This is a genomic window from Caproiciproducens sp. CPB-2 (assembly GCF_036287215.1).
Classification (GTDB): domain Bacteria; phylum Bacillota; class Clostridia; order Oscillospirales; family Acutalibacteraceae; genus Caproiciproducens.
On record NZ_CP142860.1, the window covers coordinates 1,896,631 to 1,913,851 of the forward strand.

The 17,221-nt window shown below is 50.7% G+C and carries 12 protein-coding genes and 1 tRNA gene; 5 read left to right on the plus strand and 8 right to left on the minus strand.

The features are described 5' to 3' along the window. Positions 1–57: 57 nt before the first annotated feature. From VXK30_RS09460 to asnS, 7 genes are all read right to left on the minus strand, one after another. On the minus strand, positions 58–2,235 hold the full coding sequence (locus VXK30_RS09460) for a RelA/SpoT family protein (protein WP_275717218.1): 2,178 nt from the start codon (positions 2,233–2,235) through the stop codon (positions 58–60). Next, on the minus strand, positions 2,210–4,303 hold the full coding sequence (gene recJ, locus VXK30_RS09465) for a single-stranded-DNA-specific exonuclease RecJ (RefSeq protein ID WP_275717216.1): 2,094 nt from the start codon (positions 4,301–4,303) through the stop codon (positions 2,210–2,212). The genes VXK30_RS09460 and recJ overlap by 26 nt, the downstream gene beginning before the upstream one ends. A gap of 207 nt (positions 4,304–4,510) precedes the next feature. Continuing rightward, complete coding sequence (secF, locus tag VXK30_RS09470) at positions 4,511–5,467, minus strand: protein translocase subunit SecF (RefSeq protein WP_275717214.1); 957 nt, start codon at positions 5,465–5,467, stop codon at positions 4,511–4,513. Then, positions 5,464–6,873 carry a preprotein translocase subunit SecD gene (locus VXK30_RS09475; protein WP_275717212.1) on the minus strand — a complete coding sequence of 470 codons (1,410 nt, stop codon included), beginning with the start codon at positions 6,871–6,873 and terminating at the stop codon, positions 5,464–5,466. The genes secF and VXK30_RS09475 overlap by 4 nt, the downstream gene beginning before the upstream one ends. Positions 6,874–7,021: 148 nt before the next feature. Continuing rightward, positions 7,022–8,302: an aminotransferase class I/II-fold pyridoxal phosphate-dependent enzyme gene (locus VXK30_RS09480; protein ID WP_275717210.1), complete on the minus strand. Its 1,281-nt coding sequence runs from the start codon at positions 8,300–8,302 to the stop codon at positions 7,022–7,024. A gap of 187 nt (positions 8,303–8,489) precedes the next feature. Continuing rightward, positions 8,490–8,882, minus strand: a complete 393-nt coding sequence (locus VXK30_RS09485; protein ID WP_275717208.1) for a bacteriohemerythrin — start codon at positions 8,880–8,882, stop codon at positions 8,490–8,492. Positions 8,883–8,922: 40 nt separating this feature from the next. Continuing rightward, entirely contained in the window at positions 8,923–10,317 is a 1,395-nt protein-coding gene (gene asnS, locus VXK30_RS09490; RefSeq protein WP_275717206.1) for an asparagine--tRNA ligase, read from the minus strand. A 191-nt stretch (positions 10,318–10,508) separates the two neighbouring features. Here asnS and VXK30_RS09495 point away from each other — a divergent pair. The 3 genes from VXK30_RS09495 to VXK30_RS09505 all read left to right on the plus strand — a co-directional run bounded on the left by VXK30_RS09495 (position 10,509) and on the right by VXK30_RS09505 (position 12,319). After that, positions 10,509–10,594 (plus strand) — tRNA-Ser (locus tag VXK30_RS09495). A gap of 191 nt (positions 10,595–10,785) precedes the next feature. Further along, positions 10,786–11,484, plus strand: coding sequence for a GNAT family N-acetyltransferase (locus VXK30_RS09500; protein ID WP_275717204.1), 699 nt, complete (start codon positions 10,786–10,788; stop codon positions 11,482–11,484). Positions 11,485–11,545: 61 nt separating this feature from the next. Continuing rightward, complete coding sequence (locus VXK30_RS09505) at positions 11,546–12,319, plus strand: sulfite exporter TauE/SafE family protein (protein WP_275717202.1); 774 nt, start codon at positions 11,546–11,548, stop codon at positions 12,317–12,319. An 88-nt stretch (positions 12,320–12,407) separates the two neighbouring features. Here the strand turns inward: VXK30_RS09505 and larE are convergent, their stop codons facing one another. Beyond that, a complete protein-coding gene (gene larE, locus VXK30_RS09510) occupies positions 12,408–13,220 on the minus strand; it encodes an ATP-dependent sacrificial sulfur transferase LarE (protein ID WP_275717200.1) in 813 nt (270 codons plus the stop codon). A gap of 386 nt (positions 13,221–13,606) precedes the next feature. On the opposite strand from larE, the gene VXK30_RS09515 reads away from it, so the two are divergent. After that, positions 13,607–15,082 (plus strand): Ppx/GppA phosphatase family protein, encoded by a 1,476-nt coding sequence (locus VXK30_RS09515; protein ID WP_275717198.1) that lies wholly within the window; start codon positions 13,607–13,609, stop codon positions 15,080–15,082. A 17-nt stretch (positions 15,083–15,099) separates the two neighbouring features. After that, positions 15,100–17,214 (plus strand): RNA degradosome polyphosphate kinase, encoded by a 2,115-nt coding sequence (locus VXK30_RS09520; RefSeq protein ID WP_275717196.1) that lies wholly within the window; start codon positions 15,100–15,102, stop codon positions 17,212–17,214. Positions 17,215–17,221 lie beyond the last annotated feature (7 nt).

Consider the following 17,221-nt stretch of genomic DNA (forward strand, 5'->3'; position numbering starts at 1 on the left):
GCTTTAAGACCTCCTGTATCCTCATAATTGCCGGCAGTTCAGCCGTCCGGTCAGCTCTTAAGAACGTTTGATAGAAATAATCCCCTCAATATTATTGAGACGGTTAATGATGCTGTTCAGGTGCTCCAGACCGTTGATGGTAATGGTAGCGGAAATCACGGCGCTGCCGTCCTTTGTTTCTCTGGAATTGAGCGAGTGAATAAAGATGTGCATATTGAAAAGCTGCTGGGTCACGTCGGCAAGCAGGCCGGAGCGGTCGTTCGCCACAATTTCCAGCGTGGATTTAAATTCTTCCTTGACTTCGCCCGTCCAGTGAGCCTTGATCCATCTTTCCGGCTCGGGCGTGTCCTGCAGGTTCTGCGGAACATTGGAACAGGTGCGCTTGTGGATGGAAACGCCGAAGCCCCGGGTAATAAAGCCGATGATGTCATCCCCGGGCAGGGGGTTGCAGCAGCGCGAAAACTTGATCAGGCAGTTGTCCATCCCGTCGACCGTAACGCCGCCCACCGGCTTCTTCGGCGTCTGTTTGGCAGGCGGCTGTGCCGGCAGGGCCGCAGGCGGACGCTTGTCCTTCATATAGTCTTCTTTGATCTTGGGCATGATCTTCCAAAGCTGGATTCCGCCATAGCCAATGGCGGAGTATACATCGTCCGCCGTGGCGCAGTTCTGTTTGGCGCCGATTTTTTCCAGAATGGCGGCAAGCTCGGACTCGCTCATTTCAATGCCGTTCCTTCTGAATTCGCGTTCCAGCTCCGCTTTGCCTTCGATGATGTTCTCATCGCGTTTCTCGCGTTTAAACCAGGCGCGTATTTTATTGCGGGCCTCGCTTGTTTTGACGATTTTCAGCCAGTCGCGGCTGGGTCCGCGGGTTTCTTTGGAGGTCAGGATCTCAATGATCTGCCCGGTTTTTACTTTGTAATCAATCGGCACAATCCGCTTGTCCACCTTTGCGCCGATCATCCGGTTGCCGACGGCGCTGTGGATGGCATAGGCAAAGTCAATCACGGTGGAGCCGGACGGCAGATTAATGACATCGCCCCTCGGCGTAAAGACAAAGACTTCTTCCGGGGCCAGATCCGATTTGATGGTGCGCACCAGGTCGGTCGCGTCCTCGCTGTCCTTCTGGCTGTCCAGCATCTGACGGATCCAGGCAAGACGCTGCTCCAGTGAATCGCCGCTCTTACCGCCAAGACCGAGCTTGTATTTCCAGTGAGCCGCGATTCCGTATTCCGCGGTATGGTGCATTTCCCACGTTCTGATCTGCACCTCGAACGGGATTCCGTCCTTCCCGATCACCGTCGTGTGCAGGGACTGGTACAAATTCGGCTTCGGGGTAGAGATATAATCCTTGAACCGGTTCGGAATCGGACGGTACATGTCGTGAATAACGCCCAAAACATTGTAGCAGTCGTTTACCGTATCGACGATGACACGCACGGCGTAGATATCGTATATTTCATCCATGGAGCGTCCCTGGATAAATGTCTTCCGGAAAATCCCGTTGATGCTCTTGACTCTTCCTTCCAGATAAACGTTGGGAATCAGCGGCGACACGCGTTCAAAAATACACTTTTTTGTCCGTTCAATAAAGGCTTTGCGCTCACTGCTGCGCAGCTCGAGGCTGCTTTCAATCTCCTCATAGGCCACGGGGTCCAGACATCGGAGGGAAAGGTCTTCCAGCTCCTCTTTCACGGCCCGGATGCCCAGACGGTGTGCAATCGGCGCGTAAACCTCCATATTTTCCAGCGCCTTGTCGCGCTGCTTCTGCGGCGGCATGAATTCAATCGTGCGCATATTGTGCAGGCGGTCGGCAAGCTTAATAATGATGACCCGGATATCTTCCGCCATGGCGATCAGCATTTTGCGCAGGTTCTCCGCCTGCTGTTCCTCCCGGGAAGAGTACGGAATACGGCCGAGCTTTGTTACACCGTCGGTCAGGTTGGCAATTTCCGCCCCAAAGCTCTTTTTCAGCTGCTCCAGATTGACCGGCGTATCCTCCACAACATCATGCAGAAGGCCGGCTGCAACGGATTCGGTATCCATGCCCAGTTCCACCAGGATGCAAGCGACCGCGACAGGATGGGAAATATAAGGCGCGCCGGAAAGGCGTTTCTGCTCCTCATGGGATTTTACCGCGAGCTGATAGGCGCGGTCTATCACGTCCATGTCATATTCATGTTCACTTTCCTTGATTAAAGCGACCAAACGATCATACGTCATTAGCGGCCACGCCATAGGATTCACCCGCCTTTCCCAGAGAATATAAATGATTCAGTATGTTGGAACGGAACAAGTCCACTTTCTTTTCCGTATGTATCATTTCTACCGTGCAGATATTGCCGGATTTCTCCATCTTAATCAGATGATGCTCAGCAAGGACGTCCAGTGCCGTCAGAAGCTTTCCAAGGCCGATCTGTGCGGAACCGATTTTCGCCAAAAGGATTTCCGCTTCCCCGGAAAAGCCGTTTCCCGCACGCACCGCGCGGTAAACGGTGGCAAACTCGTTCCGGTTCGGTATCAGGCCGGAAAGCTCTTCCTGCGACAACGGTTCTTCTCTTTTGGATTTCTCATAGAGCGCAAACCCGGCAATGACCCCGTCCAAATCCACATCGGAGCGTTTCAGGTCTTTGATATAAATGGAAAGCGTATTCTTTCCGTTGTATTCCCGTGCTTCCAGCGTGACCGCAAGGTCAAGCAGATCGCCGGGAGAATACGGAAACTGCTCCAGCGTAGTGCCGAATTTCATGCAGCGTACAGCGGCGGTACCCTGCGTCACGGTAACGCGCAGATGCTTTCCACCGCCGACCGGCGTGATGTCGGACAATGTCATATGATACAAACCGAAAAGCGGCGACGGATTCCCCATCCCGAACGGTTCCAGCGCCCGTACATATTCGGGAATATCCAGCGTCAGCTGCTGCGGTTTTAAAAGGCAGTCGATTTTCAGAATGGGAACCGGCATTGGGCCGTCCAAGGAAGCGGCGTAAGCATTGATCGTTTTACGGAACGCGGAGATGTTTTCCGTCGGCAACGTCAGGCCAGCCGCCATCGGGTGCCCGCCATAGCGGGTAAGCAGTCTGTCACAGGAACGCACCGCTTCAAAGAGGGAAAATCCCTCAATACTTCTGCCGGAACCCCTGGCTTCTTCGCCGGAATAGGAAATGATGATGCTTGGTTTTCCAAACTGCTCGGTAATTCTGGAAGAAACAATTCCGATGACGCCATGGTGCCAGTTTTCGCCCTCGATGACCAAAACGCGGTCATAAAGCCTCTGCGGCTGTTCCTTTAACTGCTGCAGTGCCTTTTCATATATTTCTCTTTCAATTTGGCGACGGTATTCATTTTCGTCATTGATATCGCAGGAAAGCTCACCCGCTTCGTCCGGATATTCGGTCAGCAGCAGACGGACCGCTCTGTCGGGCGAACCGATCCGCCCCGTCGCGTTGATGCGCGGCACAATGGTAAAGGCAATATTTCCGGAGGTCAGTTTCCGCCCTTCCATCCCCGCCTGCTCCAGCAAAGAGCGAAGGCCGATCCGGTCGGTGCGTGAAATCATCCTGAGCCCCTCTTTGACAAAGCTGCGGTTTTCTCCCGTCAGCGGAACAATATCGCCGATCGTCCCGATCGCGACAAGATCGGCGTAATTATCGAGAAGAGCCGTTATATCACAGTCTTCCCCTTCCAGAGCCATAATCAGCTTAAAGGCAACTCCGACACCGGAAAAATCTTTATACGGACTTTTGCAGTCGGCCCGGTAAGGGTCCACAACGGCACAGGCACGCGGCAGCTCCGCGCGCGGCCGGTGGTGATCCGTAATAACAACGTCCATGGAAAGGCTGTTCGCATAATCGACTTCTTCGATCGACGATATCCCGTTGTCAACCGTAACAATCAGGCTGACCTGCTGCTCATGCAGTGTTTTGATCGCATTGCTGTTGAGGCCGTAGCCTTCCCCTTCACGCTCCGGGATATAATACAGCACATTTGCTCCGCAGGATTCCAGATAGGAATACAGCATTGCGGTAGAGGTTACCCCGTCGGCGTCGTAATCCCCGTAAACGGCTATTTTTTCAAATCCGTCCACAGCGCTTAAAATACGGTCGGCCGCCTGACGCATATCGGCCATTAAAAACGGATCGGAAAAAGTCAGTTCGGACTGAAACAGCTCCCGGATGTGCTCCGGCTCCGTTATTCCCCTTGCCTGCAGCAAAACCGCCAGAAGCTCGGGAATTCCTGTTTCTTTCGATATTTTCTGCACAGACTGGCCGTCACAAGGAAAAACCTGCCACTTTTTTATACTCACGCACTACACCTGCCCCATAATTTCTTATTGTATCATTTTGATAAAAAATATTCAATATTTATCTGCATCCTATCACATCAAAGCGGCCACGGTTCCCATGCATGACAACAAAAAAGCCACCGATGACTGCCGGCGACCACAGAAAAAGGTCAGCCGGACAGACCGGTGGCATGGATTCAAATAACGGTTTTCACCCGCACAAAAGCCTTAAGCGTTTGCCTGCGCCCTTTTTGCAGCCTTGTGGTTCTGCCACATGACATACATCGGGCCGGCAATGCAGACAGAGGAATAACAGCCGGTGACAACGCCGACCATCATCGGCAGAGCAAACGTAGTTACACTGCTCAGACCATAAACAGCGCCGACCACATACACTGTCGCAATGGATGAAAATGTGCATGCGGCGGTATAGAGGGAACGGGTAAAGGTCTGGTTGATGCTGGTATTGACCAGGGCTGAGTACGGAGTCTTCGGCCCAAGCAGCCTGCGGTTTTCTCTGATACGGTCGTAAATGATGATGGTATCGTTCAGAGAATATCCCAAAATAGTCAGAACAACGGCGATAAAGCTGTCATTGAGCGGCATCCTGAAGATAATGAAGGTAAAGTAAACCATGATAACGTCATGTAAAAGGGCGATAATCGCCATAACGCCTGCGGACATACCGCCGATTTTCTTAAATCTGAGTGCGACATAAAGAATCAGCAGCAGGGAGGCAATCGCAACCGCGGCGATACATTTCGCAAAGAAGCTGCGCCCCATGGACGGGTTGATAGAGCTTGATTCGACAACCTGGAAGCCCGCGTTCGGGTATTTCGCTGCAAGCGCTTTGGCAATTGCCTGCTGGCTGTCAATGGAAATGGAATCCGTTCCCGCAAAGGAAATGGAAACGTTGTTTTTTGCTTCAGAGCCGTCGGCGGATTTTACATCTTCAAGGATACGGACGGTAACGTCCTTCTGAGTGGCGTCCTGAACAATTTTCTCTACATCCTCCTGTACAATCTTTCCGGTGTAGGAATATTTGATGACCGCGCCGCCGGTAAACTGAATGTCGAGCTGGGTGCCGAAAATGATATTGAAAATCAGACCGATCGCCATGATTCCAATGGAAATACCGAAAAAGATTTTCCTGTTTTCAAAAAATTTGATGTGAAAGGTTTTCATTTTGCGGCACCTCCATATAACCATTTGCTGCGTGCGAACTTAAACCCGGAAAGGGACTTTGTCATCAGGCGGGTCGCCGTTACGCCGAACACGAAGTTGCCGACAATACCAATGAGCAGAGTATAACCGAAGGAATAAATGGAACCGGTGGTCGACGGGCCAAAGATCATGGAAAGAATGTTCGTCGGTCCGAAAACGCCCATCAGAATCAGAGCAACGATAATAACGGTGATATTGCCGTCGAAAATCGCCCAGAAGCTGTTGTCGTCACCCTTCTGGATAGCTCCGTCAAGCGTTTTGCCCGCCCACAGTTCCTCTTTGATTCTGGATGCGGTAATAATATTTGCGTCCACGCCCATGCCAATGGAAAGGATAATACCGGCAATACCGGGCAGGGTCATGGTGAAGCTGTTTACAAACGGGAAGTAACCGGAAACAGCCGCAAAAGAAAGCGCGATCTGGCCAAGCAGCGCAATAATCGCGACAAAGCCGGGAAGTCTGAAAACGAAAAGCATAAAGATACAAATGATAGCGAATGCAATGCAGCCGGCAATCAGCATGGCGTGCAGGGAAGAAGCTCCCAGCAGAGGGCTGATCGTGCTGAAGTTTGTAGTGGTAAGCTTAAAGGGAAGCGCACCGGCAGAAATCTTGTTTGCCAAATCAGATGCTTCCGCAGCGGTAAAATTGCCCTCGATGGAGCATTTTCCGTCGGTGATGACCGCGTTGACCGTCGGACTGGAAATCATCACATCGTCCATCCAGATGGAAATAACCTGACCCTGCAGGCGCTCGGTTGCCTCCGCGAATTTTTCGGTTCCACTGTCACTCAATGCAAGAGACACCTGATATTTTTGCCCGCCGGACGTTTGGTCCGAATACATTTCGGCCTTGGCGCTACTGATTTCGTTTCCCTGAAGAATAATTTTCTCCGCAGTAGTTCCCTTCGGGGTTTTATAGACGGGTTGTCCATCGGAACCGGTTTCCGTCGTCGTATACTCGCCGCCCTCGCGGAAGGTAAGCAGCGCCGTTGCGGAAAGCTCCTGAATTGCGCTTTCCGGGTCAAAACTGGTTTCGCCGTTCTTCCACGGGAAGCGGACAATAATCCGGTCATGATCGTAGTCCGTATACAACTCATAATCGGTGATGTGTTTGTCAGTCATTCGAAGCTCAATAATTGATTTGGCGGAATCAATTTGGTCCTTGGTCGCCTTGGTCGAAGTTGCGGGGCTAAACGTAGCCTCGACGCCGCCGTTGATGTCAATTCCCCATCTAATGTCGCTTACACCCTTTATGTAGGTGTTCGAATTATCCCCGTTTTGTCCCTTAATACCAAAAGTAGCGGTATAAGTTAAAAACAGTATGAGGAGGGCGACGATGAAAAAAACTGGTTTTGCTACTCGCTTCATTCGTAAATCCTCCAATTTTGGTGTTCTGTGAATCCTCGCAGACGTAACAAAGTTTATTATATTGTTATTGCCCCAAAAAGTCAATCGATTTGGTAAGATTATTAACGGATACGGTCAAAAAAAGAAAGGGAGCAGCGCTCCCCTTCCCCTATTTGCTCAACAGCTTTTCCGCCGCCGCAAGCTGAACACAGATACAGAACAGTTCCATTGCCTGTTCCAGCTCCGCCACAGGCGGGTAAGTCGGCGCAACCCGGATATTCCTGTCGTCCGGGTCCTTGCCGTACGGATACGTTGCGCCCGCGCCGGTAAGGGTGACCCCGGCTTCCCTGCAGAGCGAAACCACACGCTTTGCGCAGCCGTCCAGAACATCCACGCTGACAAAGTAACCGCCGTTCGGGTTGGTCCATTCGGCAACTCCCTTGCCCCCCAGCTCCGATTCCAGGCTGGAGATCACCGTCCGGAATTTCGGTTCCAGCAGAGCGCGGTGCTTCGCCATGTGATTCATCACGCCGCCCATATCCTTGAGGAAATAAATGTGGCGGAGCTGATTCAGCTTATCCGGTCCGATCGTCTGAAAGGAATAATGCTCCCTCAGGACAGCGAGGTTGCTTTCGCTTGCCCCCATGGCTGCGATACCCGCGCCCGGGAAGGTGATTTTACTGGTGGAAGCAAAGAAGATGGGCAAATCAATGTTGTTATGTTTCCGGCATTCGTGCCAAAGGTTCAGCAGAGTGTCCGGAGTATCCGTCAGATCATGGACACAGTAGGCGTTATCCCAGAAGATTTTGAAATCCTTTGCCGCGGGCTTCAGGGCCGCAAACCGCCGGACCGTTTCATCAGAATAGGTAATACCAGTAGGGTTGGAATATTTTGGCACGCACCAGATTCCCTTAATCGCCGTGTCATCCGCGATCAGCTTCTCCACGACATCCATGTCCGGGCCGGTGGCAAGCATCGGTACGGTAATCAGCTCAAAGCCAAAATATTCGGTGATGGCAAAGTGCCTGTCATAGCCGGGCGAAGGGCACAGAAATTTAACAGTACCCTGTCTGCCCCACGGCTCACAGCCTGCAAAGCCATGCGTCATGGCACAGGACACCGCGTCAAACATCATGTTCAAACTGGAGTTTCCGCCGACGATGATATTGTGGTCATCCACGCCCATCATTTCCGCAAACAGCTCTCTCAGTTCCGGCAGGCCGTCCGGCAGACCATAATTGCGGCAGTCGTCTCCGGTTGAAGAATGCATATCCGAACCTGAATTCAGAGTATCCAGCATTTTCATGGAAAGATTCAACTGATCCGTCGCCGGTTTTCCGCGCGCCATATTCAGTTTAAGGCCCTGGGCTTTAAACTGGTCGTAGCGGCTCTGCAAGTCTGCTTTCACTTTCGACAGCTCGGAATCTGACATGGATAAAAATTGCAACATGAGCATCTCCCTATCATAATATGCAAAATACATATGTAAACTTCTATTATTCTAATATATGCCGTGATAAAATGCAAGTTAAAAATAAAATTCCTGCATTTTCATCAATTTTCATGAAATTAGAATCCTAAGAACCCATTTCTATGTATTACATTTAGGAAGCTGCCCAAAAGGTTTTCGGTGGAAATTACTTCAAATACTGTGCAAGCTCACTGTCCACTTTCTGGATATGATTCAGAAGCCAGTTCATCAGAAAATAATTGGTTTTGGACACCAGCGCGATGGAAGCACCTTCTTTTGAAAGATCGTTTTTCAGATCGGCAATCTGTTTCTTAAAATACTCATGCAGCTCCTTATGCTCTTTGTACTTTGGATAGGCGCTGCTTCTCTGCAGCTTTTCTTCGTCCGAAAAATGCTTGATGGTATAGCCCTCCAGAAACTCCAGCGTTTTGAAAATTTCTTCCTTGCCCTTGCCCTGATTGCAGGCGGCAAAAAGCTGGTCGATCCGGTCGCAAAGCTCCTTGTGCTCCCCGTCAATCAGGGGCACGCCGATTTTTAAGCTTTCTTTCCACATTGCCATAAAAGACACATCCTTTCTGTTTTTGAATCAAATCCCCTTATTAAAATTCCGCCGTGCCGGTCGTGCGCGGGAAAGGCAGCACGTCGCGGATATTGGCAATTCCTGTCAGATACATGACAAGACGCTCAAAGCCAAGGCCGTAACCGGCGTGCTTTGTGCCGCCGTAGCGCCTCAGGTCGAGGTACCACCAGTAATTTTCCTCATCCAGATGGAAATCCTTCATGCGCTGCTGCAAAACGTCCATGCGCTCCTCGCGCTGGCTGCCGCCGATAATCTCGCCAATTCCCGGCACCAGCAGGTCCACCGCCGCCACCGTTTTGCCGTCGTCGTTCAGGCGCATATAGAACGCTTTGATTTCCTTCGGATAATCGGTCACAAAAACCGGCTTTCCGTAGACCTTTTCCGTCAGATATTTCTCGTGCTCGGTCTGAAGGTCGGTTCCCCATTCCACTTTGTACTCAAACTGATCGTTGTTTTTCTTCAGAAGCTCAACCGCCTCGGTATAGGTCACGCGGGCAAAATCGGAATCGACGACATTCCGAAGCCGATCCATAAGGCCCTTGTCGACAAACTGATTGAAGAACGCGATATCGTCCGGGCAGGTCTCCATGACATACCGGATGACGAATTGAATCATAGCTTCCGCCAGCTCCATGTCGTCCTGCAGGTCGGCGAACGCGATTTCCGGCTCTATCATCCAGAATTCCGCCGCGTGGCGCTGGGTATAGGATTTTTCCGCACGGAAGGTAGGTCCGAAGGTGTATACCTTTCCAAAAGCCATGGCCATGCACTCGGCCTCAAGCTGTCCCGAAACCGTCAGCGAAGTATGCTTCTGGAAAAAGTCCTGTGAATAATCCACAGCGCCGCTTTCCGTCCGGGGAGGGTTGTCCGCGTCCAGCGTGGTCACGGTGAACATCTCCCCCGCTCCCTCACAGTCGCTGCCGGTAATCAGCGGAGTATGGACATAGACAAAATCATTTTCATTGAAGAATTTATGAATCGCATACGCCGCGGCGGAACGGATGCGGAACGCCGCGCTGAACGTATTGGTACGCGGGCGCAGATGGGCGATCGTACGCAGATACTCCAGAGAATGGCGCTTTTTCTGAAGGGGATAATCCGGCGTGGACTGGCCATCCACCTCCACCTGCGCGGCATGGATTTCAAAAGGCTGCTTCGCTTCGGGCGTTAAAAGCAGTTCGCCCGACACCGTAAGAGCCGAACCTACATTCAGCTTTGCGACCTCTGTGAAATTAGAAATTTTATCGGATTCAAATACAATCTGAACTCCTTTAAAGCAGCTTCCGTCATTCAGTTCAATAAAGCCAAGGGCTTTGGAATCCCGGATCGTGCGTACCCAGCCGCAAACCGTGACGGTTTTACCGCCGAGTTCCGCCGCTTTGGAATATAATTCGGCTATTTCAGTCCTTTTCAAGCTGATACCTCCTAAATATTAGCAACTTATGAATTATTCTTATATTATAACACGAAGCTACGCTGTGCAATACCAAAAACACAGGAATTTCCGTAAAACTTCAAATATCTCTAAATTAGGGGTTGATTTTTCACGGAACATTCGATATAATATCAGAGTTGCCTGATGTGAGAGCAACTTAATTGCCATTTGGAGAGGTATTCTAATGGTAAGGAGCCACATTGGAAATGTGGTGTGCCGCAAGGCATTGTGCGTTCGAGTCGCATCCTCTCCGCCAAGAAAGAGCATCCGCATTTGCGGGTGCTCTTTTTCATGAATAAGATAAAAATACATCTTACAGTAATTCCATTTCAGTTTACGAAAAAAAACGCGTTCCTCCCCCCGCCGAAGGCGGGGGGAGGAACGCAACCTTGTTGCAGAATCAGCTGGAGATGCTGTAGCAGTTTAACGGAAAGGACGCGGAATTCAATGAGCGCGAAACAAGCCGTATCGTATTTATCAAAGGATATGCTTTTACACATTGATATGCTTGAGATTCTGAAACAAAACGACACCGAAATATTACAGGCATCCAACCGGGGCGTCCTGCTTTATAATGAAAGCTGCGGCGTCTATATGATCAGCGCACAGGACGGGCAGACAGCGGAGAAAATGCTTTCGTCCGTCAGACAGCCCGAAGTGATCGTCACGCATCAGAATTTCTGTATCGATACGGTTCAGAAACAATTCTGCTTCCGCAGGAAAACAGCCTGCCATCAGGCGGCGTATTTCAAAAGAGACCCTCTGCCCGTACCGGAGTCCGCGGCGGTGATCCGCCCGCTGGACGAATCCTATCTGCCGTTTCTGTTAAAACATTATTCCCTCGCCGGCATCGTATCGGTGCAGGAACTTCTGGAATCCGGCTCCATGTTCGGAGCGTTTCTCAGCGGCGCGCTGGCAGGATTTATCGGCACTCACGCGGAGGGCTCCATGGGCCTGCTGGAGGTGCTGCCGGAATACCGCCGTCAGGGCATTGCCGTCGTACTGGAAACCTTTCTCATCAACCGTTTTCTGGCGGAAGGCCGCGTTCCGTTCGCTCAGATCATTGCCGGAAATACGGCTTCCCTGAAGCTGCAGCAAAAGCTGGGCTTTACTGTTTCAGAACAGGCCATCTGCTGGCTGGAGTAGCGTTCCCTCGTCCGGCGGCTGCCCGTCTGTACCCAATAACAATTTACGGGGGAATCCAATCATGACAGTTTATCAGCAAATCCTTATCGCCTGCCCTCTGGTGTTTCTGGCAAGCTTTGTGGACGCAGTCGCGGGCGGGGGCGGACTGATCTCCCTTCCCGCATACTACCTGACGGGCATGACGTCTCACTTTGCCATTGGCTCCAACAAATTTTCCTCCTGTATCGGCACGATGTTCTCTACCGGAAGGTTTTTAAAAAGCGGCAGCTTCCATCTGCGCGTCGCTCTCATCTCGGCCGGATTTGCCCTGGCCGGAAGCTACGCCGGCGCGCGGCTGGCGCTTTTTCTGGACGACCGTTTTCTTCGTCTCGCCATGCTGGTGCTTCTCCCCTTTGCCGCCGCCGTCATCTTACTTTCACGGAAAAAGGACAGTTCGGATATCAGCACTTTTGAAAAAATCCCCGCACGGCGCGCCATGGTCCTTTCCGCGGGGATCGGGCTGGCTCTCGGCATGTACGACGGCTTTTTCGGGCCGGGCACCGGCACTTTTCTGATTATTGCTTTTACTGCTTTGCTCGGGTTCGACTACAAAACGGCCTGCGGCAATACCAAAGTCGTAAATCTGGCCTCCAACGCAGCCGCGCTTGTTACGTTTGTTGCGGCGGGAACGATCCAGTACTCCGTTGCGGTTCCCGCGGCGGTTTGTTCCATCGCCGGCCACTGGATCGGTTCCGGACTGGCAATTAAAAAGGGGGCCCGGTTTATCCGGCCCGTTATGGTCTTCGTACTGGTACTTCTGTTTTCCAAAGTCGTTTACGACATGCTGATGAAATAGGAATCGTATAGGGATAAGAAAAGCCCCGGACCATCGCAAAGAAACGGTCCGAGGCTTCTCTTATGGAAAAATCAAAGAATGGCTTATTTTATTGGTTCAAAGTCTCATTCATGCTTCCGGTACGGTACCCTTTGATATCCAAGGCAATATAGGTAAACCCGATCTCTTTGAATCTGGAATCAATTTTGTCGCGCGTATTTCTATCCAACATTGCGGTGAATCCGTTTTCATCCGTCTCGATACGGGCCAGATTCCCGTGGAAACGGACGCGTACCTGATGGAAGCCCAAATCAAGCAGATACTGTTCAGCCTGATCGATCATGCGCAGCCTGTCCGGCGTAATGTCCTCCCCGTACGGAAAGCGGGAGGACAAACAGGCAAAGGACTGCTTGTTCCATGTGGGAAGCCCGAGCTTTTTGGAAAGCCGGCGGATTTCCGCCTTCGTAAGGCCGGCCTCCCTCAGAGGGCTTTTAATCCCCAGTTCCGCAACAGCCGTCAGGCCCGGGCGGTAATCCCCGTTATCGTCCGAGTTGGAACCTTCGATAACATTTTCAATCCCTTTTGTCTGTGCGATTGCCTTAATTTTGGAAAAAAGCTCGGATTTACATAAGTAGCATCGGTTGGTCGGATTCTTGGAAAAACCGTCGATATTCAGTTCTTCGGAGTCCACAATGATATGTTCGATGGAATTGTTAAACGCAAACGCGGTTGCTTCGTCCAGTTCCCTTTTGGGGAAACTGAGGGAACGCGCCGTAACGGCAATTGCCTTATCGCCTAAAACGTCATGGGCCACTTTCAGAAGAAAAGTGGAATCAACCCCGCCGGAAAAAGCGGCGGCGACGCTTTTCAGGCTTCTTAAATATTCTTTCAGGTTCTCATACTTGATCTCTAATAAATCCATATCTGTCCCCATCAATTTAATTTTTTCTCACATCTGACATCATACTGATTTAATCTTATCAATTCCTATCAGATTAGTATTCATTTTATCCCAGATTCTCCGGATTGTCAACCGGAAATAGTCTGCAAAAGGAGGTAGCCGAATTGCGTTTTCAGCAAAAGCTCCTATTTGTTATACATAAATCCTCCCGGATTTCAATAAAATAATAAAGTTTTCAGAAGGGGGCTTAAAAAGTTGATGAACAGGCCGACATTTGTTATAATCGACTTATAAAAACGAAACATTGGTGGTGTCGCGTTTTGAACAGAAAAAGAACTAATAAGACAGCAAAGGTAGCAGCAGTAATCGACATTGGTTCGAATATGCTGAAAATGAGAATATCCCAGTTGAAAAAAGGCGAAATCGTTGATCTGGATATCCTGGAGTATCCCCTGAGCCTCGGGCACGAGGTCTTTACGGAAGGGAAAATCCGGTTTGAAAGCCTGCGAGAGCTTTCCCGCGTCCTGCACGGCTACTCTTCCATCATGAACGAATACGGAGTTGACCAGTGCAAAGTCGTGGCCACCACCGCATTCCGGGATGCCAAAAACAGGTCCTACGTTGTAGACCAGCTGAAAATCCAAAATGATATTACGGTTCAGGTCCTGGAAGACGACCAGGAAAAAACGCTGATTTATTCCGAAATATTAAATTTTCTGAACAGAATCGAAAATAAGAAGAGTGAAAACGCGCTGATCTCTTACATTGGTGCGGGAACGATCGGATTTTCCGTTTATAACGGCAAGCATATGGTTTTCTCTCAGAACATCCCGATGGGCGCGCTGAAACTGCATGATATGCTGGGAAATATCCAGGAACTGACGGAAGACTTTTATACCGTTGTAGAAGAATATCTTCATTCGATTATCGGACATATCAATATTCCGTTTAAGAAGGGGATCGTGTCGAATCTGATCCTGACCGGCAACGAGATTCAGTTGATTGCAAAAATCTGCGGTGTGGAGCCGGTGGACGACTGTTATACCATTCCTACGGCAATGCTCACCGACCTGTTTAAGCGGGTACGCTCCATGTCCCAGGAAAAGATCGGGATCGAGTACGGCATTAATGAGGAAACCGCGGAGCTGCTGTATTCCGCCCTGGCCATTTACATCTCTCTGATCGACTTTACCACTTCCGATCATATCATCTCTCCTAAGGTGGAGCTTTGGGACGCACTGATGCGGCTGATGCTCATCCCGAAGAGCGGGGATGAATATTTTGAACATGTCCGCGCAAATGCCATCTCCTGCGCGCAGGAAATCGCAAAAACCTACAACTGCAATCAAAAGCACTCCGATAATATCCGAAAATTTGCCTGCCGCATTTTTGACAAAATGAAGGGCGCCCACGGCCTTGACCATAGAAAAAGGCTTCTTCTGGAGCTGGCTGCCATCTTGCACGACAGCGGGCACTATGTGACGGCCAAGCAGCACCTTTTGAGCGCGTTCGACCTGATTAAAGATATTGACGTTTACGGAATGACCGACGACGAAATGCTGATTACAGCGTATGTCTCCCGGTACAACGAATACGACGTGCCGAATTACGACGACGTTGAATTTATCCGTACCAGCGACAAGAACAGGCTGATCGTTTCCAAGCTGGTGGCGATTTTCCGGCTTGCCAATGCCCTGGATAAATCGCAGAAGCAGAAGCTGAAGGATATTAAGGTCAAGCTGGAAAACGACAAGTTACTGATCACAGCGGAAAGCAACGATAACGTCTATTTGGAAAAATGGGCGTTTGACCAGTGCGCCCCTTTCTTTAAAGAGGTTTTCGGATACAATCCGGTGCTCACCATCAAATCATCTCTTATATAAAAGGCTGTGTGTTGATCATGAACGATATCATTGAAAAAATAAAAATCCCCTATATCAACCGTGAACTAAGCTGGATGGATTTTAACGCCCGGGTGCTGGAAGAGGCTTTTGAACGGGAAAATCCGATTATGGAGCGGATCCGTTTTCTGGCGATTACCGCTTCCAATCTGGATGAATTCTTTATGGTGCGCGTAGCCGGCGTGAAGGAACAGGTGAATTCGGATTATCGGGGTGAGGACCCCTCCGGCCTGACGCCAAAACAGCTCCTTCCTCTGCTGTCCAAAAAAATCCATGCCTTTACGGAAAAGCAGTATTCTTGTTTGTACCGCTCTATTCTGCCGGCAATGAGAAAAAGCGATATCAGCTTTATCCCTCCTGAGGAAATGAGCCCCGATCAGCTGCATTTTATTTCCGATTATTTTGATAAAGTGCTCTTCCCCGTGCTGACGCCGCTCGCGGTGGACACAAGCCGCCCGTTCCCGCTGCTCGCAAATAAAAGCCTGAATATTGCGGTGCGGCTCAAGGGTGAAGAGGATTCCTATTTCGCCGTCGTACAGGTGCCGGCGATTCTGTCCCGGTTTCTGGAAGTCCCCTCCGACCACGGCAAAACCTATGTTCTTCTGGAAAATGTCATCATGTATAAGCTGGAAGAGCTGTTCGAGCTCAGCGATATTCAGTCCGCCTGCCCGTTCCGCATGACCCGCAATTCGGATCTGGACATTGACGAGGAGTCGGAGGACCTGCTGATCGAAATACAGAAATCCATTAAAAAGCGCAAGCGCGGCAAGCCCGTGCGTCTGGAACTGATACAGAAATGCGATGCTGAGACGCGGGAATTCCTGATCGACATGCTCGACGTCAGCGAGGATGAAATATATGAGCTGCCCGGCCCGCTTGATCTGACCTTTTTCTCAAAATTCGCTTCCATCCCGGAATTTAAAACCCTGTGCTTTCAACCGATCGAGCCGGTCTATCCCCCCGCCGATTTCTGGGGCTACGACGATATTTTCGAGGCCATCCGCGAAAAGGACAGGATGGTTCACCATCCATATGAAAGCTTTGACATCGTGGTCGATTTCGTCCGCAGGGCGGCGGAGGACGAAAACGTGCTGGCAATCAAACAAACCCTTTACCGCGTCAGCGGGCATTCCCCGATTGTGGCGGCACTGATTACCGCGGCGGAAAATGGAAAACAGGTCACCGTACTGGTGGAACTAAAAGCGCGGTTTGACGAAGAAAATAACATTCTCTGGGCAAAAAAGCTGGAGGAAGCCGGGTGCCATGTCATCTACGGTCTGGCCGGACTAAAGACCCACTGCAAAATTTTGCTGGTCGTCCGCCGCGATGAGGACGGCATTCGCCGGTACCTTCATATGGGAACGGGAAATTATAACGATTCGACCGCGAAAATTTATACCGATATCGGTGTCTTTACCTGCAAGGAACCTTACGGAACGGACGCTTCTTCCCTGTTTAACGTGCTGACCGGGTACTCCCGCCCGCCGGAATACAACCGGTTCGTGGTTGCGCCGCACGGAATGAGAAGCTTTTTCCGGCGGATGATCGAAAAAGAAATTGAGAACTCCCGTCAGGGCCTGCCCTGCGGGATCACGGCAAAAGTGAATTCCCTTGTCGACCCCGATATTATCGAGCTGCTGTACAAAGCCTCCCAGGCAAACGTTCGGGTACGGCTGCTGGTGCGCGGCATCTGCTGCCTGATTCCCGGGCTGCCGGGAATCAGCGAAAATATTACGGTCTACAGCATCGTCGGCCAGCTTTTGGAGCACAGCCGCATTTTCCGCTTTGAAAACGCGGGCAGCCCAAAAATCTATATGGGAAGCGCGGACTGGATGCAGCGCAACCTCGACCGGCGTGTGGAGCTTATATTTCCGATTGAAGAAGAAGACCTGCGGCAGCGGGCGTTTGCCATATTGGACCTGATGCTGAGCGACAATATCAACGCCCGGATCATGCAGTCCGACACGGTATACGCTCATATAGACAAGCGCGGGAAAGCCCCCTGCAATTGCCAGATTGAATTTTCCCGTCTGGCACAGGCGGCGGTAAATCAATACATGGAACAGGACGGCAATAAGCCATTCCGCCCAATTTACAGTGCGGAACTCAGGTAATTTTAAG